The organism is Streptomyces sp. NPDC030165 (assembly GCF_055573595.1).
On record NZ_JBVIBD010000014.1, the window covers coordinates 210,849 to 235,610 of the forward strand.

Here is a 24,762-nt window from a genome sequence, read left to right on the forward strand (position 1 = left end):
CGGCTCAGCCCGCCGCCCCGTAGAAGATCTCCTCGACCACCGCGCGGGCCCTTCGGGTCGTCCGCCGGTAGTCGTCCAGCATCTCCCCGACGTGCCCCTCCTCGTAGCCGAGGTAGCGGCCGACCGCCGCCAGCTCCCGGGCGTCGGACGGGAACGTGTCGCCGGGGCGGCCCCGTACCAGCATCGTGGCGTTGCGCACCCGCGACGCCAGCAACCACGCCTCGTCGAGGATCTGCGCGTCCTCCGTGGCCAGCAGCCCGGCGTCGCGGGCCGCGGCCAGCGCCGTACGGGTCCGGGTCGTGCGCAGCCCCGGCTCGTGCCAGGCGTGCTGCATCTGGATCAGCTGCACGGTCCACTCCACGTCGCTGAGGCCGCCGCGGCCCAGCTTGGTGTGCGTGGTCGGGTCGGCGCCGCGCGGCAGCCGCTCGGTCTCCATGCGGGCCTTGAGCCGGCGGATCTCCCGTACGGCGTCGTCGCCCAGGCCCTCCACCGGGTAGCGCAGCGGGTCGATCAGCTCGACGAACCGCTCCCCCAGGCCGGCATCGCCCGCGACCGGCTCGGCGCGCAGCAGGGCCTGCGACTCCCACACCAGCGACCAGCGCCGGTAGTAGGCCGCGTAGGAGGAGAGTGTGCGTGCCAGCGGGCCGGTCTTGCCCTCCGGGCGCAGATCGGCATCGATGGGCAGCGGCGGGTCGGAGGACGGCAGCTGGAGGAGGCGGCGCATCTCGTTGGCGACGGCGTGCGCGGCCTTGGCGGCCTCCTGCTCGTCGGCGCCCTCGCGCGGCTCGTACACGAACAGCACGTCGGCGTCGGAGCCGTAGCCCAGCTCGCGGCCGCCGAAGCGGCCCATGCCGATGACGGTGAAACGGGTGGGCAGGGTGTCGCCCCACCGGTCGCGTACGGCGGCGCGCAGCGCGCCCGCGATGGTGGCGGCGGTCAGGTCGGAGACGGCGGTGCCGACCACGTCGGCGGCGTGGCCGCGGTCCGCCTCGGCCGGGTGGCCTTCCGTGCCGTACGCGCCGATGAGGTCGGCGGCGGCCGTACGGAACAGCTCCCGCCGCCGTACGCCGCGGGCCGCCGCGACGGCCTGCTCGGCGCCCTCCGCGCGGCCGACGGCGGCCAGCACCTCCTGCTCCAGCGCGGCCCGGCCGCGCGGCCGCAAGCCGTCCTTGGCGCCGAGCAGCGCGACCGCTTCGGGGGCGCGCAGCAGCAGGTCGGGGGCGAAGCGGCCGGCCGACAGGACGCGGGCCAGGTTCTCGGCGGCGGCGCCCTCGTCGCGCAGCAGCCGCAGGTACCAGGGCGTCTTGCCGAGCGCGTCGGAGACTTTGCGGAAGTTGAGCAGTCCGGCGTCGGGGTCGGCGGAGTCGGCGAACCAGGCGAGCAGGACCGGCAGCAGGGTGCGCTGGATGGCGGCCTTGCGGGTGACGCCGGAGGCCAGCGCTTCGAGGTGGCGCAGCGCGGCGACCGGGTCGGCGTAGCCGAGCGCTTCGAGGCGCTGGCCGGCGGCCTTGGCGGAGAGCCGGGTGCCGCCGGGCTCCAGGTGCGCGACGGCGTCCAGCAGCGGCCGGTAGAACAGCTTCTCGTGCAGCCGCCGCACCTCGCGGGCGTGCCACTTCCACTCCTTGCGCAGCGTCGCCACCGGTTCGGTGCGCAGGCCCATGGAGCGGGCGAGACGCCGCAGGTCGGGCTCGTCCTCGGGCATCAGATGCGTGCGGCGGAGTTTGTAGAGCTGGATGCGGTGTTCCAGCGTGCGCAGGAAGCAGTACGCGGCGTCCAGCGCCTTGGCGTCCTCACGGCCGACGTAGCCGCCGGACGCCAGCGCCGAGAGGGCTTCGAGGGTGGTGGGGCTGTGCAGCGTCGCGTCGGTGCGGCCGTGCACCAGTTGCAGGAGCTGCACGGCGAACTCGACGTCGCGCAGCCCGCCTGGGCCCAGCTTCAGTTCGCGGTCGACCTGGGCGGCGGGGATGTTCTCCACGACGCGGCGGCGCATCTGCCGTACGTCGGTCACGAAGTTCTCGCGCTCGGAGACCTGCCAGACCAGCGGGGTGACCGCGGCGACGTACTCCTTGCCCAGCTCTTCGTCGCCCGCCATCGGCCGGGCCTTGAGCAGGGCCTGGAACTCCCAGGTCTTGGCCCAGCGTTCGTAGTACGCCAGGTGGCTGTTGAGGGTGCGCACGAGCGGGCCGTTGCGGCCCTCGGGGCGCAGGTTGGCGTCCACCGGCCAGATCGTGCCCTCGGCGGTGACCTCGGAGCACACCCGCATCATGCGGCCCGCCAGCCGCGTCGCGGCCTGGAGCGCCTTGGCCTCCTCGGTGCCGTCGCGGGCCTCCGCGACGAAGATGACGTCCACGTCCGAGACGTAGTTCAGCTCCCGGCCGCCGCACTTGCCCATGGCGATGACCGCGAGCCGGCAGGCGGCGTTGTCGGTGGGCTGCTCCTCGGCGGCGATCTCCAGCGCGGCACGTACCGTCGCGGTCGCCAGGTCCGCCAGCTCCGCGGCGGTCTCGGCCACGTCGGTCGTCCCGCACACGTCGCGCGCCGCGATGCCCAGCAGGCACCGGCGGTACGCGGCGCGCAGCGCGTCCGGGCGCGGCCGGTCCCGGCCCGGCTCGCCCCAGACGCCCTCGGCGAGCGCCGCCTCGAACTCCGGCGTGGTCGGGTGCAGGTCGGCCGCCTCGTACATGACCAGCGAGTGCCAGTCGCGCGGATGCCGCACCAGGTGGTCGCCGAGCGCCTCGGACGCGCCGAGCACGCCCAGCAGCCGGTCCCGCAGCGGCTTCGCGGTGATCAGCGTGGACAGCAGTTTCTGCCGCTCGTCCTCGTCCTGCGCCTCCGCCAGCCGGACCAGCGCGGTCAGCGCCAGGTCCGGGTCGGCGGTACCGCCCAGCGCCTCCAGGAGCACCGAGTCGTCGCTTACGGCGGCCAGTTCGGGCGCCTCGAGGAGCCGCCCGGCCGCCGACGGGTCGGTGAAGCCGTACCGCAGCAGCCGGGAGAAGGCGCTGCTGCGCCGCCCCTGGCCCTGCGGAGCGGGGAGCGCGGTCACAGGACCGGCAGCATCTTGCGCAGTTCGAAGGCGGTGACCTCGGAGCGGTATTCCTCCCATTCCTGCTTCTTGTTGCGCAGGAAGAAGTCGAAGACGTGCTCTCCGAGGGTCTCGGCGACCAGTTCGCTGCGCTCCATCAGCTCGATGGCCTCGCCCAGGTTCTGCGGCAGCGGCTCGATGCCCATGGCGCGGCGCTCGGAGTCCGACAGCGCCCACACGTCGTCGTCGGCGCCGGCCGGGAGCTCGTAGCCCTCCTCGATGCCCTTGAGGCCGGCGGCGAGCAGGACCGCGTACGTCAGGTACGGGTTGGCGCCGGAGTCGATGGAGCGGACCTCGACCCGGGTGGAGCCCATCTTGCCCGGCTTGTACATGGGCACGCGGATGAGCGCGGAGCGGTTGTTGTGGCCCCAGCAGATGTACGAGGGGGCTTCGCCGCCGGCGCCCGCGGTGCGGTTGGCGCCGCCCCAGATGCGCTTGTAGGAGTTGACCCACTGGTTGGTGACGGCGGAGATCTCGCCCGCGTGCCGCAGCAGGCCGGCGATGAAGGAGCGGCCGACCTTCGAGAGCTGGTACTCGGCGCCGGACTCGTGGAAGGCGTTGCGGTCGCCCTCGAAGAGCGAGAGGTGGGTGTGCATGCCCGAACCCGGGTATTCCGAGAACGGCTTGGGCATGAACGTCGCCTGCACGCCCTGCTCCAGCGCGACCTGCTTCATCACCAGCCGGAACGTCATGATGTTGTCGGCCGTGGACAGCGCGTCGGCGTAGCGCAGGTCGATCTCCTGCTGGCCCGGGGCACCCTCGTGGTGGCTGAACTCCACCGAGATGCCCATCGATTCGAGCATGGTGATCGCCTGGCGGCGGAAGTCCATGCCGACGTTCTGCGGGGTGTGGTCGAAGTAGCCGGAGGAGTCCGCCGGGCTCGGCCGGGTGCCGTCCACCGGCTTGTCCTTGAGCAGGAAGAACTCGATCTCGGGGTGGGTGTAGAAGGTGAAGCCGAGGTCGGAGGTCTTGGCCAGGATGCGCTTGAGGACGTAGCGCGGGTCGGCGTAGGACGGGGAGCCGTCCGGCATCAGGATGTCGCAGAACATCCGGGCGGTGCCGGGGGCCTCGGCGCGCCAGGGCAGGATCTGGAAGGTGCCCGGGTCCGGCTTGGCGATCATGTCGGACTCGTAGACCCGCGCGAAGCCCTCGATCGCGGAGCCGTCGAAGCCGATGCCCTCGTCGAAGGCCTGCTCCAGTTCGGCGGGCGCCACGGCCACGGACTTCAAGAATCCCAGCACGTCGGTGAACCACAGTCGTACGAAGCGGATGTCGCGCTCCTCCAGCGTGCGGAGCACAAACTCCTGCTGCTTGTCCATGGCTCACCAATCCTTGCAGGTCAATCGGCCTGTCCGCACCCCATCGGACAACGAGGTGTGGCACACCAGTATCACGTGAGGGGGTTACCGTCACATTACGCACCCTCGGCCGGGAACAGAACCGCCGGGCCGCACGGCGGCACCGGCACGTTTGCCCGGGAGCGACGGGCGGTACCCGGAGGAAGGGAGTCCGGATCGTTCTGGTTCGTCCTTGAGGGCCGTGCCGGTGGCGGGCCCGGACCGCCCGATCCCGCACGACGGCCGAGGAGACCCTGTGAGCGACCCCTTCGACGTCACGGCCGTGACGTTCCACTTCGACCCCGTGTGCCCCTGGACCTGGCGCACCGCGCAGTGGCTGGTGGACGCCACCGGGCGGCGCGGCATCCCGCTCGCGTACCGCGCCTTCGACCTGACCGACGGCGCCCCGCTCGACGAGCTGCCCGCCGGACGCCGCCCGGCCGCCGCCGGGAGCCGCTGCCTGCTGCGGCTGGCCGAGGCCGCGCACGCCGACGGCCGGGACACCCTGACCGGCGCCGTCTACGCCGCGTACGGCGCCGCGGTGCACGACGGCGGCGCCGACCCGTCGCCCGAGCTGGCCGAGCGGTGCCTGGCGGAGGCGGGCGGCGCGACGTACACCCCCGTGCTGCACGACACCGCACTGGACCGGCCGGTGGCCCGCGCCCGCCGGCAGGCGCAGGAGTACTCCGGCGAGGACGCCGGCTCGCCCGTCACGGTCCTGACCACGGCCCGCGGCGAACGCGGCTTCTTCGGCCCGGTGGTGGCGCCCCCGCCCACCGGGGCGGAGGCCGACCGCCTGTGGGACGCGCTCGTCGGCGCGGCGTCCGTGGCGCGGTTCTTCGAGCTGCGGGCGCGGCGGACGGCGAAACCGTGAACCGCCCGGGGCTCGGCGCCGGTCCCGTGACCGCGCCCGGCCGGGGCCACGGCACAGGGCTCAGCGCCCGTACTGCTGCGGGCCCTCCAGGTCCGGGTCGGCGGTGAGCGACAGGACGGCCGTGGCCACCGCGTCCGGCGCGTCGGCCATCACCAGGTGCCCGGCCGGGGCGGCGACGGCGAAGGTGCCGCCGAGCTGCGTGGCCAGCCCCCGCTGCCGCTCCAGCCAGCGCAGTTCGCGCGGCGTCTCGCTGCCCTCGTACGCCGCCAGGACCGTCACCGGCACGCCGGGCAGCGGGTGGTCCGGGCGCAGCGCGGCGACCTCGGCGGCCTGGTAGGCGTACGTCGCGTTCTCCAGGGCGCAGGCGCGCAGCACCCGGCTGGTGCGGTAGGCACCGGCCTCGTTCGGGTCGCGCGGGTGCTCGCGCACGGTCGAGGCGCGGACGGTCAGACGGCGCGCGGCGGGCCCGAGGGCGCGCGGCAGGCCGGCGGCCGACAGTACGGAGGCCAGGCCGCCCGCCCAGGCCGTACGGACGGTACGCGGCAGCAGCGGACGCGAATCCTCCTCCACGCTGCCGTCGGCGAGCACGACGCCCGCGGCGCGGTCCGGGTACAGCCGGGCGAACGCCTCCGCGTGGAAGGCAGCCAGGCTGTGGCCGACGACGGTGCACGGTCCGGGCAGGCCGAGCGCGTCCAGGACGTGCGCGATCCGGGCGGCCTCGCCCGCCGCGGTGGGCGGCTCTTGGGCGGGCGCGCTCAGCCCCAGGCCGGGCCGGTCGAAGCGGACCACCGTACGGTGCGGGACGAGCCGGGCCGCGACCGCGTCCCAGTCGAACCAGCTCATGCCCAGCCCGCCGCTGAGCACGCACACCGGGCCGCTGCCCTCGCGCAGCACGTGCAGCACCACGCCGCCGACGCGCAGCATGCGGCCGGGGGCGGGGCCCGGCCCGTGCGCGGCCCCGCCGGGGCCGTCCCTCGTGCCCTTCCACCGCCTGCGTCCACCGTCCCCGCTCATGCCGTGTCCCCTTCCCTCCCCGTAGTGGTGCCCGCTCGCCCGACACACCACGCGAGCAGCCCCACGTACAGGGCGACGAGCAGCACCTGGAGGCGCTGGCCGACGCCGAGCGCCCAGGTGCCGTGGCCTTCGGTGAAGGCCGCGATGGAGCTGAGCGTCCAGGCGGTGGCGGCCAGTTCGGCGGCGGTCAGCCACGGCGCGAGGCGGCCGAGCGGCGGCCACCAGCCGTACCGGCGGGCGGCGACGGTCAGCAGGACCAGCGCGGCCAGCGCGCCCACCATGGCCAGCGAGCTGCTGATCGCGTGCGCGGTGTGGGTGGCGGGCACCAGGCCCGCGGTCTCGCGGGCCGCGCACTCCGGGTCGCTGGTCGGCGCGCAGCTCAGCGGCAGCCGGGAGTCGACGGCGGTGGCGGCGCCGAAGAGGGCGAGCGCCGACCAGCCGGCCGTGGCCCAGGGGCGGCGCGGCAGGGTGCGGAGCGCGGCGAGCGCGCCGGCCAGTACCAGCAGTCCGGCGAGCAGGTCCGTGGCGCGGAACAGACCGCCGAGCGGCTGGTCGGCGGCGGCCAGTTCGCTGACGTACGTGCGGACCGGGTCGAGTCCGGTGGACAGGACCACCTCCAGCACCCAGGCGGTGTACGTGACCGCGCCGAGCAGGAGGAGTACGGGGGCGGCACGGCGGCTCTTGCTCTGCTGCACGGACATCCTGGTGGTCGGACACGGACGCCAGGGGGCGCTGGGCAAGGTCAAGGATAAGCAAAGTGCTGCGGTGGCCCCGGCGGCCGGGGCACCCGGGAGGGGCATACCCCGCGGGGGTAGGGTGCTGGGTGCCGCTGGATGCAGGAGGACCGTTCATGCCGTACGGAGCGCGAGGACAGGGGAAGGCCGCCGCGTGGTGCGGCCGCCTGCTGCTGTTCGCCGCGCTGCTCGTCGGCATCGTCGGCATGCACACGCTGGGGCACCCGGTGGGCGGGCACGGCTCGGGGCCGGCGCCGGGGCTCCACCAGGGGCACGGAGACCGGCACCACGGCTCCGCCCGGGCGCCGGCCGATCCCCCGGCACTCACCCCGGCCGACGGCTCCGCCACCGCCGACGACCACCACGCCATGAACCCCGGCGCGGTCTGCCTCGCCGTGCTCTCCCTCTGCGTCCTCGTCCTCGTCCGTACAGGACGGCTGCTGGGCCGGCAGGCCGCCGACCTCCTGGCCGCCGTACGGGCCCGGCTGCTGCGCGGCCTGCGCCCGCTGCCGCCACCGGTCCCCCGCCACAAACACCTCGCCCGGCTCTCGGTCCTGCGCGTGTAGACGCGCGGCCCGGCCGCCGACGCCTGCGCGCGTCCACGGCCCGGCCCACGCGCGCTCACCGCAACCGTTTCCCACCACCACGAGGTGTCTCTCCACCATGCGTACGCACACCCGCCGCGCCGTGCTCGGCGCGGGCATCGCAGCCGCCGGCAGCGGCCTGCTCGCCGCCTGCTCGCCGGGCTCCGGCACGGACAGCACGAAGGGCGCGGGCCACTCGGGCCACGCCGGCGGCCCGGCCGAGGCGCCGGGCGGTTACGTCTCCCCCGACGGCCCGGAAGTGGCCGCCGCCGAGGCCGAGCGCGGCTCAGGGCCCGTACGGAAGGTCGCGCTCACCGCCACCGCCGCCCGGCTCGACCTGGGCGGCCGTACGGTCAGCACCTGGGCGTACGGGGACGACCTGCCCGGCAAGGAGGTACGGGTCACCGCGGGCGACACCCTGGAACTGGCGCTCGCCAACCACCTGCCCGAGGCCACGTCCCTGCACTGGCACGGCCTGGCCCTGCGCAACGACATGGACGGCGTGCCGGACCTGACCCAGCGCCCCGTCAAGGCGGGCGGCTCCTTCACGTACCGCTTCACCGTCAGCCACCCCGGCACGTACTGGTTCCACCCGCACTCCGGCGTGCAGCAGGACCGCGGCCTGTACGCGCCGCTGATCGTCGAGGACCCCAAGGAGCCCCTGGCGTACGACAAGGAGTGGGTCGTCGTCCTGGACGACTGGGTCGACGGCGTGGACGGCAGCACGCCGGACGCGGTGCTGGCCGAACTGTCCAGGGGGATGGGCGGGATGGACCACGGCTCCGGGTCCGGGGAGATGGACCACGGGGGTATGGGCCACTCGGGCTCCGGTGGTATGGACCGCTCCGGTTCCGGCGGAATAGGCCACGGAGCGCACTCCGTGGGCGGCCGCAAGGCACCGTCCCCCACCGGCCCCTCCCGCATGATGATGGGCGCCACCAGCAAGCTGCTGGGCGGCGACGCGGGCGACGTGGACTACCCGTACCACCTCGTCAACGGCCGTACGCCGCAGGACCCGCAGACCTTCCGCGCACGGCCCGGCGACCGGGTCCGCATCCGCTTCGTCAACGCGGGCGGCGACACCGCGTACCGCGTCGCGCTCGGCGGCCACACCATGACGGTGACGCACACCGACGGCTTCCCCGTCACCCACGCCCCCACGGACGCCCTGCTGCTCGGCATGGGCGAACGCTACGACGTGGTGGTCACGGTCAAGGACGGCGTCTTCCCGCTGACCGCGCTCGCCGAGGGCAAGAAGCGGACCGCGCTGGCCCTACTGCGCACCGGCGGCGGGACGGCGCCCGAGGCGTCCGTACGGCCGGGGGAGCTGGACGGGCGGCTGCTGACGGCCGACCGCCTGAGGGCCGACGGATCGGTACGCCTGGCGGCCCGCAAGCCGGACCGCACCCTCCGGTTCGATCTCACCGGCTCGATGGCGAAGTACGACTGGGCGGTCAACGGCAAGAAGTACGCGCCGACACAGCGCTGTCCGGTGCGGGCCGGGGAACGCGTACGGCTGTCGTTCCGCAACAACACCACGATGTGGCACCCCATGCACCTGCACGGCCACACCTTCGCGCTGCCGGACGGCGGCCCGCGCAAGGACACCGCGATCGTGCTGCCGGGCCGCCGCCTGGACGTCGACCTCGACGCCGACAACCCCGGCCTGTGGATGCTGCACTGCCACAACGTCTACCACGCGGAATCCGGGATGATGACGGTCCTCGGGTACCAGAAGCAGCGATGAGCCGGTGAGCCGGGAGCGGGGCCGGCGTACGGCCGGCCCCGTGTCGGCCGGGACGGCGCGGTGCACGGCACGGTCGGGGCCGGCCGGCGCGGCGTTGGCGACTGCGCCGTCGCCAACGGCGTGTACTTCGTGCTCAGCGACGGCGGCGCGATCAGCGCCCACACGTGACCACCCGGCATCACGAGGTGTGGTGCGACGCCAGCGATTCCCTCATGCCGGTCTCCTACCGCTGACCCGTCGCGGACCGGCGAGGCCCCCCGTCCCGCCGAGCCGCGCCAAGGAGATCCGCTGCCCCGGTGCGGCACACCGGGGCAGCGGACTTCCCGCTTCACGGACCAGTCCTATGCCTTGAGGAAGGAGTAGTCCTTGACCTTCCCGTTGTCGTTGACGTGCACGGTGGCCGTCGACACGGCCGAGTCCATCGTGTACGGCGTGCGGGCCGGTGAAGGCCCACGTGCGAGCGGTGAAGGCCCCCGTCCGGAACGCTGGGGAGCCGCTGTTGCCGCTTTCCGGCCGTCGAGGAACAGCCGCCGCGCGGCCGTGCCACAGGCCCGTTGCACACAGCGGGCGCACAGCTCGCGCTCATTCCGTACTCACGTGCGCCGGCGGCCCGGTTCCGGAGGGTGCCGGTCCGGTCGCGTACGGCGAAAGGGCCGCCGCACACGCCCGGCCCGGCGCCTCATCCCTCGCCGGACACGTACGCGGGTGACCGCCACCACCCGGCCCCCGCCTGCCGGCCGGTACCGGGAGCGGCCCCAATACCGTGAGCGGCCCCCGGCCACGGTCGTGGTCGGGGGCCGCTTTCGGTGTGATGCAGCTGTGACGCAGCGGGCCGGGGTCAGCTCACCCGGTCCGACAGCTCCGCCGGAACCTCGTCGGCGCCCTCGCTGCTCGCGACGATGCGCGAGGAGGCGGAACCGTCGCGGTCGAGCAGTCCAGCGGTCACCGCGATGCCCAGGCCGACGACGGCCAGCACCGCGCCGACCAGCGCCGGTGAGGTCCAGCCCCAGCCCGCCGCGATGGCCACGCCGCCGATCCAGGCGCCGCCCGCGTTGGCCAGGTTGAACGCCGAGTGGTTGGAGGCGGAGGCCAGGGTGGGCGCGTGCCGGGCCTTCTTCATGACGAGCATCTGGAGCGGCGTGGTGGTCATGAAGCCGACCGCGCCCAGGATGACGACGCAGACCAGGGCGGCCCACTTGACGTGCACCGCGTAGTTGAAGACCACGAGCGTCACGGCGAGGGCGGCGAGCGCCCCGTACAGCGTGGGCCGCAGCGCGCGGTCGGTCAGCGGGCCCGCGGCCAGCGCGCCCAGCGTCATGCCGGCGCCGAAGAGCGCCAGGACGAGCGGGACGGACGCCTCGGCGAAGCCGGAGACCTCGGTCATCATCGAGGCGAGGTAGCTGTAGACCGCGAACACGCCGGCGAAGCCGAAGACGGCGGTGACCAGGCCGAGGACGACCTGCCGGTTGCCCATGGCGCGCAGCTCGTGGGCCACGCCTCCGTGCTCCTCGCGCGGCATGTGCGGCACGAGGCGGGCCAGCGAGGCCATCGCGACCAGGCCGATGGCGGCCACGACCAGGAAGGTCGCGCGCCAGCCGAGGTGCTGGCCGAGCAGGGTCGCGGCGGGTACGCCGACGATGTTGGCGACGGTCAGGCCGAGGAACATGGTGGCCACCGCGCGGGCCTGCCGGCCCTCCTTGACCAGCCGGGCGGCGACCACCGCGCCGACGCCGAAGAACGCGCCGTGCGGCAGTCCGGCGAGCAGCCGGCCCCCGATCAGCAGCCCGAAGTTGGGCGCCAGGGCCGAGGCCAGGTTGCCGACGGTGAACACGGCCATCAGCAGCAGGAGCATCCGCTTGCGCGGGATGCGCGAGCCGAGCGCGGTCAGCAACGGGGCGCCGATGACGACGCCGAGGGCGTAGGCGGAGACGAGATAGCCGGCCGTGGGCACGGACGTACCCAGGTCGCCCGCGACATTGGGCAGCAGGCCCATCATCACGAACTCGGTGGTGCCGATGCCGAAGGCGGAGACGGCCAGCGCGAGCAGCGCCAGAGGCATGAGAGACCTTTCGAAAACGGTGCGTACGACCCCCGGGGACGGATGGTGGTGCGGTGCGCCGGGACAGGGCACCGGGGTGGTCCGTGCGGTGCGCTGGGGGCACCGGGGTTCCGTACGGCGTACGCGGCTGGATGTCCGTAAGTTCTTGTACGGAACAAAGTCTCTCAGCCCATTCATTCCGACGGGAGAACGGAATGTTACGCAGGAGCGGCGGACAGAACGGAACACCCCGGCACAGAGCAGGAAGGGCCTGCTCGGCCGGGGTGCGGCGACCGTCCGGGCTTTGTCAGATCTTGACCGAGGCGGCGAGCGGAAGGTGATCACTGCCGGTCCGGGGCAGCGACCAGGAGGACACCGGGTCGATCCCCTTCATCATGATCTGGTCGATCCGCGCCATCGGGAACCCGGCCGGCCAGCTGAACCCGAAGCCGTCGCCCGCCGCTCCCTGGGCCGAGCGCATCTGCGAGGTGACGGGGGCGAGCGAACGGTCGTTCATCGTGCCGTTGAGGTCGCCCAGCAGGATGACCTGCTTGACGCTCTCCTTGGAGATGGCCTCACCGAGGGCGGCCGCGCTGTCGTCGCGCTGGTTGGCGGTGAAGCCCGCGTTGAGCTTGACCCGTACCGACGGCAGGTGCGCGACGTAGAAGGCGACCTCCCGGCCGTCGGGCGCCTTGACGGTGGCGCGCAGCGCGCGGGTCCAGCCCATCTTGATGTTCACGGGCGCGGCGCCGGAGAGCGGGTACTTGCTCCACAGCCCGACCGTGCCCTGCACCGTGCGGTACGGGTACGCCTTGGCCAGCCCTTCCTTGTACTTGGGCAGCGCGTCGCCGGTCAGCTCCTCCAGGGCCACCACGTCCGCGCCGGACTTCACGATGTCCTCCGCCGTGCCCGCCGGGTCGGGATTGTCGGCGTCGACGTTGTGGGTGGCGACGGTCAGGTTGCCGCCGGTGCCCTTCTTGTCCGTGACCTGCCCGCCGAAGAGGCTGACCCAGACGACGGCGGGCAGCAGCAGCGCGACGACCGCGGTCGTGGAGCGCCGCAGTACGGCGGCGATCAGCAGCACCGGGATGCCGAGCATGCCGAGCCACGGCAGGAACGTCTCCAGCAGGCTGCCGAGGTTGCCCACGGTGTTCGGGACGTGCGCGTGCAGGATCATCAGCAGTCCGAGCAGGACCGCCAGCACCGCGAGCACGATGCCCCGTCGCCACATCCCCTCCGGGCGCCACCAGTCACGCAGGCGCCGCGCTCGGGAGGCAGTCCCGTCAGGGTCGTGGCCCTGCCCCGACTCCGTCATGTATGCCTGCGCCATGCCGCCGTCCTCACTGCCTTGCTCCGTACGCCCCGCCTGTGGTCTCCGACCCTAGGCGATGGCCCGTAATGCGCTTTCTTAGAAGTGATGACGGCGCGCTGACGGCCCGGGGTTCCTGCTCCGGGGGCCGCGGCGGCGGCTGTGACAGAACGGGCATAGTCCCGTCATGGAGCGGTCAGGTGATGTGCCTTTTGCGGCTGCTTGTCGCTCGATGGGGGGCTGTCGGCGGCCGGTTGACGGTGAGACGTCCGCGGGCGGCGGACGGGGCGGTCAGGTTCGCGGCGGTACGGCGGCCGGGGGACCGGCGGACGGCCGTACGCCGTCCAGCACCGTGTCGACGATCTCCTCGGCCAGCCCCTCCGGCAGGTCCGCCCACTCGTGCAGCAGGGCCCGGGACAGCACCGGGCCGACGAAGAGGTCGGCGAGCAGGTCGATGTCCCGGTCCGTCCGCACCTCGCCGCGCTCCATGCCGCGGCGCAGTACGGTCAGCAGCACCTCGCGGCGGGCCTGGACGACCGTCTCGTGGTACTCCCGCCAGAGCGCGGGCTGCGCCTTGACGTGCGTGACGACGGTGCGCAGCAGCGCCGAGTTGCGCTTGGCCAGGCCGCGGATGCGCAGGAACTCGATGATGCCCACGAGGTCGTCGCGGACGGAGATCCCGGCCGGCGGCGGGATGTCCGTGTCCAGCGAGCGCATCACGTCCAGCATCAGGGCGCTCTTGCCCGGCCAGCGCCGGTAGACGGTGGCCTTGCCGACGCCCGCCTCACGGGCGATGCGCTCCATCGACAGCTCGCCGATGGAGACGCCGTCCTCGATCATGCGCAGGACGGCCTCGATGATCGCGGTGTCGGCGGCGGCGCTGCGGGGGCGCCCGCGGCGGGGGTCCGGGGCGGCCGCCGTACCGGCCGTCGTGCCCGTTCCCGCCGCTGTTTCCGTCCCCGCCGCGTCCGTCCCCGCCGTACCGTTCATGACCGTGCTCCCGCCTTGTCCTGCTCCGCCCGGTCCGTACCGCGCGTGCCGTCCCCCATCCTGCCCGGCAGGAAGGCCGCGACCACCACGGCGCCGAGCAGCGCGACGGCGGCCGAGCCGAGCGCGGTGACGTGCATGGCGTGGAGGAACGCGGTGTCCGCCGCGTCGGCCAGTGCCTTTCCGGCCGGGCCGAGGTGCCGGGCGAGGCCGAGCGTGGCCTCGATGGACTCGCCCGCCGCGTGCCGGGCGCCGTCCGGCAGGCCGGGGACGGACCGCAGCGTCCCCTCGATGCCGTCGCGGTAGACGGTGGACAGCAGCGAGCCCAGTACGGCGACCCCGAGCACGCCGCCGACCTGCCGGAACGTGTTGTTGAGCGCCGATCCGGAGCCCGCCTTCTCGCGCGGCAGCGCCTGCATGATCGAGACGGTGACCGGCGGCATGATGTGCGCCGTACCGGTTCCCTGGAGGAAGAAGAGCACCTCCAGCACCCAGATCGGGGTATCGGCGCCCAGCAGCAGGAAGCCGGCCATGCTGGCGGCGACCAGCAGCATCCCGCCCGTGCAGACGGCGCGCGAGCCGACGCGGTCGACGATGTGCCGGGCCCGCGGCGAGAAGATCATCTGGGCGGCGGCCAGCGGCAGGATCAGCAGGCCCGCCTGGAGCGGCGTGAAGCCGCGCACGCTCTGGACGTAGAAGACGACGAAGAACGTGACACCCATCAGCGCGAAGAAGACCAGCGCGATGGCTCCGACGGCGGCGGAGAACGCCGGCTTGCGGAAGAGGTTGACGTCGATCGACGGGTGATCGATCCGCTTCTCGTACAGCACGAATCCGACCAGGATGAGCGCGCCGCCCAGGACCGTGCCGAACACCTGCGGATCGGTGAAGTCGGCGAGCTGGCCGCCCTTGATGATCCCGTACACCAGCAGCACCAGGCCGACGACCGAGAGCAGCACGCCGACCGGGTCCAGCTTCCCCGGCCGGGGGTCCCGGGAGTCGGGCACCAGGAGGAGCATCGCGACCAGCGCGACGAGCACGATCGGAACGTTCACGAGAAAGACCGAACCCCACCAGAAGTGGTCCAGCAGCAGACCGCCGGCGATCGGGCCGATCGCGATGGCCAGGCCCACGCCGCCCGCCCAGATGCCGATCGCCTTGGGCTGCTCGTCCCGCTCGAAGACGTTCATCAGGACCGCGAGGGTGGCGGGCATCACGAAGGCGCCCCCCAGGCCCATCACCGCCCGGAAGGCGATGAGCTGGCCGGGCGACCCGGCGACGGCGGCCAGCACCGAGCCGGCGCCGAACACCAGCAGCCCGAAGATCAGTACCTTCTTGCGGCCCAGCCGGTCGCCGAGCAGCCCGGAGGTGAACAGCAGCCCCGCGAAGACCAGCGTGTAGGAGTTGACCGCCCACTCCAGCTGGCTCTGTGTGGCGCCGAGGCCGGTGGGGGCCGGGGTGGCGATCGTCTTCATCGCCACGTTGAGGATCGAGTTGTCCAGCACCACGATCAGCAGGCTGAGCATGAGGACGGACAGGATCGCCCAGCGGCGGCGGTGGATGTGCTCGGGTACGTGCCGGGGGGCGGCGGATATGCCGGAGGGTGGGGAGCTGGTCATGGCAGCCAGCGTACGCCGGTTCCGATACGGGTCCGTTCCGTATCGCTCTGGCCCGGAGTGCCCCCTCCCCGCGGGGCGTGGCCTGCCCTGCTCCCGGTGCCCCTTCCGCTCCCCCGGGAGCGCGTGCCAGCATGGAAGGGAGTCCGGAGACGCCGTCAGGGCGCTTCGAGATGATGAACAGGAGCCGTCACCATGACGCAGCTTTCGCCTGCCCAGAACCCGCCCGCGGACGGGACACCCACGCCCGGCGGGGCCGCCGCCAAGCCCGCAACCGACAGCAGCTCCGGCAAGGCGCTGTACGGAGGAAAGAGCTCGCGGCGGGTGACCGTACGCGACATCGCCGCCGCCAAGGAGCGCGGCGAGAAGTGGCCGATGCTCACCGCCTACGACGCGATGACCGCCTCCGTCTTCGACGAGGCCGGCATCCCGGTGCTGCTGGTCGGCGACTCGATGGGCAACTGCCACCTCGGGTACGAGTCCACCGTGCCGGTCACGATGGACGAGATCACGATCCTGTCCGCGGCCGTCGTCCGCGGCACCAAGCGCGCCCTGATCGTCGCCGACCTGCCCTTCGGCGCCTTCCAGGAGAGCCCGGTCCAGGCCCTGCGCAACGCCACCCGCCTGGTCAAGGAGGCCGGGGTCGGCGCGGTCAAGCTGGAGGGCGGCGAGCGCTCCGCCCACCAGGTCGAGCTGCTGGTCTCCTCCGGCATCCCCGTCATGGCCCACGTCGGCCTGACCCCGCAGTCCGTCAACGCGTACGGGGGCTACCCGGTGCAGGGCCGCGGCGAGGAGGCCGCCCAGCAGCTGCTGCGCGACGCCAAGGCCGTCCAGGACGCGGGGGCCTTCTCCGTCGTGCTGGAAGCCGTACCGGCCGAGCTGGCCGCCGAGGTCACGCGCTCGCTGCACATCCCCACGGTGGGTATCGGCGCGGGGTCCGGCTGCGACGCGCAGGTCCTGGTCTGGACGGACATGGCGGGCCTGACCAGCGGCCACGTGCCCCGCTTCGTGAAGAAGTACGCGAACCTGCGGGACGTCCTGGGGACTGCGGCCAAGGACTTCGCCGAGGAGGTCGTCGGCGGCGCGTTCCCGGCCGAGGAGCACAGCTTCCGCTGACGCACTGCCGGTGGCGGCGCCTCCCCGGCGCCGCCATCGGAGCCCTCTCCACGCCCCCACCTGCACTGTCGGTCGGATGTCGGTCGTTTGTCAGTGGGGGCTGTCATCGTGGGGGCATGACGCGAAAGACGACATCCAACGGCACGGGGAACGCCGTCGAAGTGCGGGGGCTGGTCAAGCACTTCGGCGACGTGAAGGCCGTGGACGGGGTGGATCTCGACGTGCGGGAAGGCACCGTGCTCGGTGTCCTCGGGCCGAACGGCGCGGGGAAGACGACGCTGGTGCGCTGCCTGTCCACGCTGCTGGTGCCGGACGCCGGCACGGCGACCGTGGCAGGCTACGACGTGGTGCGCCAGCCGCGCGCCCTGCGCCGTACGATCGGCCTCACCGGCCAGTACGCCTCGGTCGACGAGAAGCTCTCCGGCCGGGAGAACCTGTACATGATCGGGCGGCTGCTCGACCTCTCCCGCAAGGACGCCCGCGCGCGGGCCGACGAGCTGCTGGAGCGGTTCTCCCTCACCGAGGCCGCCGGCCGGGCCGCCGCCAAGTACTCCGGCGGTATGCGCCGCCGCCTGGACCTGGCCGCCTCGATGATCGGCCGGCCTGCCGTGCTGTATCTGGACGAGCCGACGACCGGCCTCGACCCCCGCACCCGCAACGAGGTCTGGGACGAGGTCCGCAGCATGGTCCGGGACGGCGCGACGGTCCTGCTCACCACCCAGTACATGGAAGAGGCCGAGCAGCTCGCCCATGAGCTGACGGTCATCGACCGCGGCCGGGTGATCGCCGAGGGCGGGGTCGACGAGCTGAAGACCAAGGTCGGCGGCCGTACGCTCCAGATACGCCCGGCACAGGCCGCCGAGCTGGACCGGATGGCCGGCGCCATCGCGCAAGCCGGTCTGGACGGCATCGCGGGCGCCACCGCCGACCCTGAGGACGGCGTGGTCAACGTGCCGATCGTCAGCGACGAGCAGCTGTCCGCGGTGGTCGGCATGCTCGGCGAGCGGGGCTTCACGATCTCCGGCATCAACACCCATCTGCCCAGCCTGGACGAGGTGTTCCTGGCCATCACCGGCCAGAAGACCTCGGAGGCCGGCAGCGGCGGCGCGCAGGACGGGACGCAGGACGTACAGGACAAGCAGTACGAGGAGGTTCCGGCATGAGTGCCGCGACGGTGGCGGCGCCGGGCAGGCCGCAGCGGCCGGGTGCCGACGAGGGCCGGATCGGTCTGCGGGCCCATCTGCGTCACACGGGCGCCCTGGTGCGCCGCAACGCGATGCAGATCAAGAACGACCCGGAGTCGATGTTCGACGCCCTGTTGATGCCGATCGTCTTCACGCTGCTGTTCGTGTACGTCTTCGGCGGCGCGATGGGCGGCAGCCTGGGCGGCGACCGCTCCGCGTACGTGAACTACATCATCCCCGGCCTGCTGGCCATGGGCGGTCTGAACATCGCCATGTCGGTCGGCTCCGGCGTCAACGACGACTTCAACAAGGGGGTGATGGACCGCTTCCGTACGATGCCGATCGCCCGTTCCTCGGTGCTGACGGCGAAGATGCTCGTGGAGGCCGGGCGGATGCTGGTCTCGACCGTCATCCTGCTGTCGCTGGCGTTCCTGATCGGCTTCGATCTGCGGACCGGCCCGCTGGAGCTGCTGGCGGCCGTCGCCCTGGCGCTGCTCTTCGGCTCCTCGCTGACCTGGATCTTCATGCTGCTCGGGCTGACCATGAAGACCCCGCAGGCGGTGCAGGGCGTCGGCTTCATGGTGCTGATGCCGTTGCAGTTCGGCTCCTCCATATTCGCCCCGCCCACGACGATGCCGGGCTGGATGGAGGCGTTCACCAAGGTCAACCCGCTGTCGAACCTGGCCGACGCGGCCCGGGCCCTGATGAACGGCCAGGGCGCGGTCGCCCAGCCGGTACTGATCACCTTGGCCTGGACCGTCGGCATCACCCTGGTGTTCGCGCCGCTGGCCGTGAACAAGTTCCGCAAGAAGACCTGACGCGTCACCTTCGCCCGGCTCGCGTCAGATGAGGGCGGTGGCTTCTCCGAGGGAGAGGCCGCCGCCTTCGGCGTACGCCCGGTCGAAAGCGGCGTCACCGAGCACCGCGCGGACCTCGGCCTCGGCGGTCGCCCGGTTTCGGCGGACGACGCGCGGCGGCCGGTGGCTGGTGCCGCGCAGCGCGTCGTGCGCGCCGATCAGCCGGGCCGCGTCCGGTGCGGCCGCCGCGCCCCGTACGCCGAGTACCGCCCGCGCGCCGGTGACGAGCTGGATGACCGGCAGGTCCGGCGCGACCATCTGGGCGAGCTGGTCCTGCATCATCGACAGCGCCGTACGGAGCCGGGGCAGCACGTCGGCGTACTTCTTCTCCTCGACGTCCAGGGCGACCAGGGACGCCAGCACGACTCCGCGGAACATCTCCGGCGCGCGCTGCCCGAACAGCTCGCGTACTTCCCTCAGATGCTCGCGCGCCTCCCGCAGCTGCCCGGCGCAACTGAGGTGCATGGCGAGCGTGAGGTGGGCGAACGGCGCCGCGTCGCGGCCGCCGTTCCCCTCCTTCGCCAGCCGCAGCACCTCGTGCAGCAGGCGCTCGCCGTCCGCTTCCGCGCCGTCCTCGACCAGGACGCTGCCCAGCCGGGTCCGCAGCATCAGGGACTGGCCGGACGCGCCGAGATCCTCGGCGTAGCGGATGGCCTCCCGGTAGTCCTCCGCGGCGAGGGCGTACTCGCCACGGCCCTCGCGCGCCTCGCCGCGCCCCGACAGCGCCTCCGCCGCGCCCCACGCGTCACCGAGCCGGACGAAGATCTCCAGGGATTCGTCGGCGTCCCGGCGGGCCTGGGCCAGGCCGTCCGGCCGGTCGTTGAAGATCTTGGAGCGCAGCTGGAGGACGAAGGCCAGCTCCCAGTCGTAACCGAACGTCCGGCAGGCGCGCACCGCCTCGTCGGCCAGGTGCGCCAGGTCGGCGAACCGGCCCGTCAGCAGCACCGCGTAGAACCACAGGACGCCCGGCACCTTGCAGGTCTGCGGCAGACCGCTGCGGTACGCGGTCAGGATGCCGGTCAGCTCCTCCCGCCGCTCCGGCCTGCGCAGCACCTCAAGGTCGCTCTCCACACTGGCCAGCTCGACCAGCCGCACCTCGCGGCGCGCCTCCTGCAGCTGCTCGGGGTCCATCGGCGGCGGCGTGTCGATGGGCCGTGCGTGCAGGGCGGGCGCGGGCTCGACGGGCAGCGCGAAGGGGTCCGGCCCGAGGGCCGACACGGCGGCCGCCCAGGCACGGGCGTCGGCGCGGTGGTCGCGCAGCGACCAGAACCACTGGAGCGACAGCACCAGGCACAGCGCCTCCTGCTCGTCGTGCGCCGCGACGGCCCGGCGCAGCGCGGTCCGCAGGTTGTCGTGCTCCATCTCCAGGCGTTCGAGCCAGGTGCACTGGGCCGGTCCGCGCAGCAACGGGTCGGCGGTACGGGCGAGTTCGCGGTAGGCGACCAGGTGCCGGCGCTCGGCCGCGGCCCGCTCCCCCGTCTCGTCCAGCCGCTCACCGGCGTACTCGGAAACCGTCTCCAGCAGCCGGTAGCGCATCCGCCCGTCCCGGCCCGGCGCGGCCACGACCAGCGACTTGTCGATCAGCGAACCGAGCAGGGCGGCCACGTCGCGGGGCTCGACGCGGACCCGGGGGGCCGGGTGGCCGGCCGTACGCGCGTTGCCCGGCCCGGCAGCCTCATCCGCCGCACCCGGCCCGTCTGTCCCGCCCGGACCGCCCCTCTCATCCGGCCCGTCCCCGCAGACCTCCTCCGCCAGGGCCAGGTCGCAACCGCCGGAGAAGACGGACATACGGCGCAGTACGGCCCGTTCGGCGGCGTCGAGCAGGTCCCAGGACCAGTCCACCACCGCACGCAGCGTCTGCTGTCTGGGCAGCACGGTGCGGCTCCCGCTGGTCAGCAGCCGGAACCGGTCGTCCAGCCGGTCGGCGAGCTGCCGCGGGGTGAGCAGCCGCAGCCGCGCCGCGGCCAGTTCGATGGCGAGCGGCAGCCCGTCGAGCCGCCGGCAGATCTCGGCGCACGCGACGGGGTCGTCCTCGACGCGGAACCCGGGCCGGGCGGCGGCACCCCGGTCGGCCAGCAGCCGCAGCGCGACCGGGTCGGGCAGCGGTTCCACCGGGCGCAGCGCCTCGCCCGGCACGGCCAGGGGCTCCCGGCTGGTGGCCAGCACCGTCACGCCGGGGCACTCGGCCAGCAGCCGGTCCGCCAGCTCGGCGGCGGCGCCGATCACGTGCTCGCAGTTGTCCAGGACGAGCAGCATCCGCCGGCTCGCGCAGTGCTCGGCGAGGCGCGCCATCGGGTCGTACGCGGTCGGGTCGCTGACGGCGCGCAGCTCCTCCGTGGTGGTGCCGCGCAGGACGGTCTCGCGGGCCCCGAGCGCGGTGAGCACCGCCTCCGGAACGGTCTGCGGATCGTCCACGGGCGCCAGCTCCGCGAACCACACACCGTCCGTCCACAGCCCGGGCGCCGCGACCGCCGCCGCCTCGGCACTCTCCTGCGACAGCCGCGTCTTGCCGGCCCCGCCCGGCCCGAGCAGCGTCACCAGGCGGTGCGCGGCCAGATCGGCGCTGATCACCGCCAGGTCGTCCTCCCGCCCGACGAAGGAGGTCGGCCGCGACCGCAGATTCCCCAGCCGCACAGGACCGGGACGGGCGCCGTTCGTGGCGCCGGCGGGCGGGGGCGGACCGGCGGCCGGACCCACGCCGCTCCGGTCGGCCGGTCCGCCGCCGGCCCCGGAAGGCGGTACGGCTGCCTCCGCCGTCCACGGGCCATCGGCGGATGAACCCCCTCCCGCCCCTTCCCCTGTCTGCGCCGCCTCCGCCGCTTCCCCCGCACGACGGTCCGCGGGTATGGCGTCCATCCCCACACCGGCCCCCGGAGAATCACCCTCCAGCCGCAGCAACTCCGCATGCAGGCCACGCAGTTCCGGCCCCGGCGTCGCGCCGAGGCGGTCGGCGATCGCGGCCCGTACCGAGGCGTACGCGTCGAGCGCCTCGGCCGTACGGCCCGCGGCCCGCAACGCGCGCAGACGCAGGGCCTGGAGCGGTTCGTCGAGCGGATGGTCCTCGCACAGGGCCGTCAGCGCGGGCAACGCCTGGCCGGGCCGTCCGAGGGCGACCTCGGCGGCGAGCCGCGTACGCCGGGCGTCCAGGTGACCACGCTCGGCGCGCGCGGCCTCGCCCGCCGCCTCCGGCAGGTCGGCCAGAGCCGGGCCGCGCCAGAGCGCCAGCGCGTCGTCGAGCCGCGCGGCGGCCTTGACCGGATCGCCGTCGGCCAGCGCCCGCGCCCCCTCGGCGGCGAACTGCTCGAAACGGTGCAGGTCCACGTCGGACGGGTCGGCGCACAGCCGGTATCCGCCGTGTACGGAGGCGACCGCGTCCCGGCCGATGGAGCGGCGCAGCCGCGCGATCAGGGCCTGCAACGCACCGGTCGCGTCGGCGGGCGGCTCCGGCCCCCAGACGTCGGCGATCAGCAGATCGGCGGTGAGCGAGCGGCCGGGCCGCAGCGCGAGCGCCGTGAGCAGTGCGCGCAGACGCGGGCCGCCGAGGGCGACGGCCGTACCGTCACTCCGGTGGGCCTGGGCCGTCCCGAGGATTTCGTAGCGCACCGACCCATTGTCCTGCACGGGCGACGGCTTCACGTGCCGCGCTCCTCACCCGCCATGTCCACCTCGACGACGACACCACGCTCGACCCGGCGGTAACCCCGCCCACCTCGTCCGGCCCCGGCCCCGCCGCCCTGCCTGACGCCCAGCTCCGTACCGTCCTCGACACGGTCGGAGAACCGCTGGGGGCAACGCCCGACCGGCCGCAGCCACCGCTCACCGGCCACCGGCTCCGCCCCGCGGTATCCCACGACCACCACCTGTATCGACCGGACACGCCCCGCCAGCCTCGGCGCCCCGGACCCCTTCTCCGGCTCCCCGCCGTGCAGCGTGGCCACCCGCAGCAGCCCCCGCTCGTCCAGGCAGTCGGCCCAGACCGCCGCGTCCGCCGCCGGGACGTCCTCGAAGACCAGCGGCCACGCGACCTCGTCCCCCACCGAGAACGGCGTGCCGCAGCACTCCATCTCCCAGTCGCGGTGGAACACCCGTACCGTCCGCCCCGCGCCCGTATCCGTCATGGGCCCAGACTGCCCGGAACCTCCCGCCCACCGCCCGTCGTTTTCCGTGCACGGCCGCCCCGTCCGCCGATACGGTCATGGCTGCCCGTCACCGCAACCGCACAGCAGAACACCGCGCCGCACCTCGCCGGCCACACCGCGCCGCACAGCACCACCGGGAGCCCCACGCCATGACCACAGCAGCACAGCGGGCCGACCGCCGCGTCAGCCCGGTCTTCCTCGCGCTCGTCGCCGTCATGGCGGTCTCGGGGTGGGCCGTCTGGACGGGGCGGCTCGCGGCCGGCCCCGGCTTCGCCGTCTTCCTGTTCGTGGTCTCCGGCTGGATCGTCTCGCTGTGCCTGCACGAGTACGCGCACGCCCGTACGGCCCTGCACAGCGGCGACATCTCCATCGGCGCCAAGGGCTACCTCACCCTCAACCCCCTCAAGTACACCCACGCCCTGCTCAGCATCGTGCTGCCGGTGATCTTCGTGATCATGGGCGGCATCGGCCTGCCGGGCGGCGCCGTCTTCATCGAACACGGCCGCATCCGGGGCCGCTGGCGGCACAGCCTGATCTCCGCCGCCGGACCCCTGACCAACATCCTCTTCGCGGCGGTCGTCTCGGCCCCCTTCTGGCTGGGCGCGATGGACGGCGTTCCCCAGCAGTTCCGCTACGCCCTGGCGTTCCTGGCCCTCCTCCAGGTCACCGCCGCCATCTTGAACTTCGTCCCGGTCCCCGGCCTGGACGGTTACGGCGTCATCGAACCCTGGCTCTCCCACAAGATCCGCCGCCAGGTCGAACCCTTCGCCCCCTTCGGCCTGATCGCCGTCTTCGGCCTCCTGTGGATCCCCGAACTCAACAGCCTCTTCTTCGACGCGGTCGACACGATCCTGCACGCTCTCGGCATCACCGACTGGGACACGTACGTCGGTCAGCAGTTGTTCCGCTTCTGGCAGGGAGAACCCCAGCTGCCGGGCGGGCTGGACGGGCTGGGCGCGGCGTAACCGTACGGGTTACGGGTACGCCGCGCTCCGCTCGCGCTCAGCCAGGCACCGGCCTCTCCGGCGAATCCAGCCACACCCGCTCGCCGTCACCGTCCACGGTCAGCCCGAAACGCTCGAATCCCGGCCGCCCCTGCCCCTCCCACCAGCGGTACGCGACGACCACCTCGTCCCAGAGTCTCCGCGGCCCGTACTGGTAGACCTCGAATTCCCGGCGTCCCGGCACGTGGTCCACCGTCGCCCACGACGTGACCGCCGTATCCCGGAGCCACAGCGTGCTGGAACCGTCCTCGTACGGCTCCAGCCACGGAAACGCGTCCGGAACCTGCACACCGATGGCGAACATGACGTGCCACTCCCCGACCTCGTCCGGGGAAAGGGACGTCGTACCGCGCGTTCCGTCCGCCGGCCACGCGCGGCCCCCGAGATATTCCCGTACGTGCTTGCGCGCGGCGCGTTGAGCACGGAGCCGCATGAAGGCCGACGAACCCACGAACCGCCCCGCCGCCGAACCATCCCCGAAAACCGTGAGACGGACCACCGCCTCGCCGCCGTACACCGGTCCCCACGGGGCCACGATGATCCCGCCCGGTCTCGTCTGCGCCACCCATGGGCGGGGCACGCTGCCGATGGAACACGTGGCGATGACCCGGTCGTACGGGCCGCTCCCGGCGCACCCCTCGGCCCCGTCGCCGACGACGGTGACCGGCTCGAACCCGGCCGCCTTCAAGCGCCGCCGCGCGTCCCGGGCACTGGCCTCATCCACCTCGACGGTGACGACATTCCCCGCCCCGGCCCGATGCGAGAGCAGAGCCGCGTTCCACCCCGTACCGGTGCCGATTTCCAGCACCCGGTGCCCCTTTTCGACGCCCAGCGCGTCCAGCATCGAAAAGACCATCGTCGGCATGGAACTGGAGCTGGACGGAACCCTGCCCTTTCCCGGCCCGGTGTACGCCCCGTCATCCCATTGCGTCGTGATCGGCGCGTCCCGGTGAACGGCCGCCCACCACGTCTCGGGCTCCTCGTCGCGGACCACCCTCTCGTCCTGCCGGTTCATGCCGCCACGACCGGGCCAGATCACCCCGGGCACAAACGCATGACGCGGCACCGCCTCGTAGGAAGGCAGCCAGTCACTCGTCAGCGCGCCCTTTTCCATGAGCACAGCGGCGAGCCTTTCCGGGC

18 protein-coding genes are annotated in these 24,762 nt (G+C 73.3%); 7 read left to right on the top strand and 11 right to left on the bottom strand.

Translation table 11 applies throughout. The features are described from left to right. Window positions 1-4: 4 nt before the first annotated feature. Entirely contained in the window at window positions 5-3,043 is a 3,039-nt protein-coding gene (locus ACZ4Z1_RS25840; protein WP_468488986.1) for a bifunctional [glutamine synthetase] adenylyltransferase/[glutamine synthetase]-adenylyl-L-tyrosine phosphorylase, read from the bottom strand. Further along, window positions 3,040-4,401 (bottom strand): type I glutamate--ammonia ligase, encoded by a 1,362-nt coding sequence (gene glnA / locus ACZ4Z1_RS25845; RefSeq protein WP_365846403.1) that lies wholly within the window; start codon window positions 4,399-4,401, stop codon window positions 3,040-3,042. The genes ACZ4Z1_RS25840 and glnA overlap by 4 nt, the downstream gene beginning before the upstream one ends. Before the next feature lie 274 nt (window positions 4,402-4,675). Here glnA and ACZ4Z1_RS25850 point away from each other — a divergent pair, with 274 nt between their 5' ends. After that, the gene (locus ACZ4Z1_RS25850; protein ID WP_468488987.1) at window positions 4,676-5,293 is read left to right on the top strand and encodes a mycothiol-dependent nitroreductase Rv2466c family protein; all 618 of its coding nucleotides are present in this window, start codon (window positions 4,676-4,678) and stop codon (window positions 5,291-5,293) included. A 60-nt stretch (window positions 5,294-5,353) separates the two neighbouring features. Here ACZ4Z1_RS25850 and ACZ4Z1_RS25855 read toward each other — a convergent pair whose 3' ends face one another. Together ACZ4Z1_RS25855 and ACZ4Z1_RS25860 are read right to left on the bottom strand one after the other, a co-directional pair. Then, complete coding sequence (locus ACZ4Z1_RS25855; protein WP_468489044.1) at window positions 5,354-6,217, bottom strand: alpha/beta fold hydrolase; 864 nt, start codon at window positions 6,215-6,217, stop codon at window positions 5,354-5,356. Between the two features lie 86 nt (window positions 6,218-6,303). Beyond that, entirely contained in the window at window positions 6,304-7,008 is a 705-nt protein-coding gene (locus tag ACZ4Z1_RS25860; RefSeq protein ID WP_468488988.1) for a DUF998 domain-containing protein, read from the bottom strand. Between the two features lie 149 nt (window positions 7,009-7,157). Here ACZ4Z1_RS25860 and ACZ4Z1_RS25865 point away from each other — a divergent pair, with 149 nt between their 5' ends. Further along, window positions 7,158-7,607 carry a hypothetical protein gene (locus ACZ4Z1_RS25865; protein WP_468488989.1) on the top strand — a complete coding sequence of 150 codons (450 nt, stop codon included), beginning with the start codon at window positions 7,158-7,160 and terminating at the stop codon, window positions 7,605-7,607. A 97-nt stretch (window positions 7,608-7,704) separates the two neighbouring features. Then, complete coding sequence (locus ACZ4Z1_RS25870) at window positions 7,705-9,372, top strand: multicopper oxidase family protein (protein ID WP_468488990.1); 1,668 nt, start codon at window positions 7,705-7,707, stop codon at window positions 9,370-9,372. Window positions 9,373-10,210: 838 nt separating this feature from the next. Here the strand turns inward: ACZ4Z1_RS25870 and ACZ4Z1_RS25875 are convergent. From ACZ4Z1_RS25875 to ACZ4Z1_RS25890, 4 genes are all read right to left on the bottom strand, one after another. Further along, window positions 10,211-11,431, bottom strand: coding sequence for an MFS transporter (locus ACZ4Z1_RS25875; protein WP_468488991.1), 1,221 nt, complete (start codon window positions 11,429-11,431; stop codon window positions 10,211-10,213). A gap of 286 nt (window positions 11,432-11,717) precedes the next feature. Continuing rightward, window positions 11,718-12,725, bottom strand: a complete 1,008-nt coding sequence (locus ACZ4Z1_RS25880) for an endonuclease/exonuclease/phosphatase family protein (RefSeq protein ID WP_468489045.1) — start codon at window positions 12,723-12,725, stop codon at window positions 11,718-11,720. 285 nt (window positions 12,726-13,010) lie between these two features. Next, complete coding sequence (locus tag ACZ4Z1_RS25885; protein WP_468488992.1) at window positions 13,011-13,709, bottom strand: TetR/AcrR family transcriptional regulator; 699 nt, start codon at window positions 13,707-13,709, stop codon at window positions 13,011-13,013. After that, window positions 13,706-15,325 (bottom strand): MFS transporter, encoded by a 1,620-nt coding sequence (locus tag ACZ4Z1_RS25890; protein WP_468488993.1) that lies wholly within the window; start codon window positions 15,323-15,325, stop codon window positions 13,706-13,708. The genes ACZ4Z1_RS25885 and ACZ4Z1_RS25890 overlap by 4 nt, the downstream gene beginning before the upstream one ends. Before the next feature lie 192 nt (window positions 15,326-15,517). Here ACZ4Z1_RS25890 and panB point away from each other — a divergent pair, with 192 nt between their 5' ends. The 3 genes from panB (at window position 15,518) to ACZ4Z1_RS25905 (ending at window position 18,440) form a co-directional block, all read left to right on the top strand. Continuing rightward, on the top strand, window positions 15,518-16,438 hold the full coding sequence (gene panB / locus ACZ4Z1_RS25895) for a 3-methyl-2-oxobutanoate hydroxymethyltransferase (RefSeq protein WP_468488994.1): 921 nt from the start codon (window positions 15,518-15,520) through the stop codon (window positions 16,436-16,438). 116 nt (window positions 16,439-16,554) lie between these two features. Continuing rightward, window positions 16,555-17,601: an ATP-binding cassette domain-containing protein gene (locus ACZ4Z1_RS25900; RefSeq protein ID WP_468488995.1), complete on the top strand. Its 1,047-nt coding sequence runs from the start codon at window positions 16,555-16,557 to the stop codon at window positions 17,599-17,601. Continuing rightward, the gene (locus ACZ4Z1_RS25905) at window positions 17,598-18,440 is read left to right on the top strand and encodes an ABC transporter permease (protein WP_468488996.1); all 843 of its coding nucleotides are present in this window, start codon (window positions 17,598-17,600) and stop codon (window positions 18,438-18,440) included. Before ACZ4Z1_RS25900 ends, ACZ4Z1_RS25905 begins: the two co-directional genes overlap by 4 nt. A gap of 24 nt (window positions 18,441-18,464) precedes the next feature. Here ACZ4Z1_RS25905 and ACZ4Z1_RS25910 read toward each other — a convergent pair whose 3' ends face one another. Both ACZ4Z1_RS25910 and ACZ4Z1_RS25915 read right to left on the bottom strand, forming a co-directional pair. After that, window positions 18,465-22,115, bottom strand: coding sequence for an AfsR/SARP family transcriptional regulator (locus tag ACZ4Z1_RS25910; RefSeq protein ID WP_468488997.1), 3,651 nt, complete (start codon window positions 22,113-22,115; stop codon window positions 18,465-18,467). Next, complete coding sequence (locus ACZ4Z1_RS25915; RefSeq protein ID WP_468488998.1) at window positions 22,112-22,597, bottom strand: DUF6578 domain-containing protein; 486 nt, start codon at window positions 22,595-22,597, stop codon at window positions 22,112-22,114. The genes ACZ4Z1_RS25910 and ACZ4Z1_RS25915 overlap by 4 nt, the downstream gene beginning before the upstream one ends. A 170-nt stretch (window positions 22,598-22,767) precedes the next feature. On the opposite strand from ACZ4Z1_RS25915, the gene ACZ4Z1_RS25920 reads away from it, so the two are divergent. After that, entirely contained in the window at window positions 22,768-23,583 is an 816-nt protein-coding gene (locus ACZ4Z1_RS25920; protein ID WP_468488999.1) for a site-2 protease family protein, read from the top strand. A gap of 37 nt (window positions 23,584-23,620) precedes the next feature. Here ACZ4Z1_RS25920 and ACZ4Z1_RS25925 read toward each other — a convergent pair whose 3' ends face one another. Further along, the gene (locus ACZ4Z1_RS25925; RefSeq protein WP_468489046.1) at window positions 23,621-24,736 is read right to left on the bottom strand and encodes a methyltransferase domain-containing protein; all 1,116 of its coding nucleotides are present in this window, start codon (window positions 24,734-24,736) and stop codon (window positions 23,621-23,623) included. Window positions 24,737-24,762: the final 26 nt, after the last annotated feature.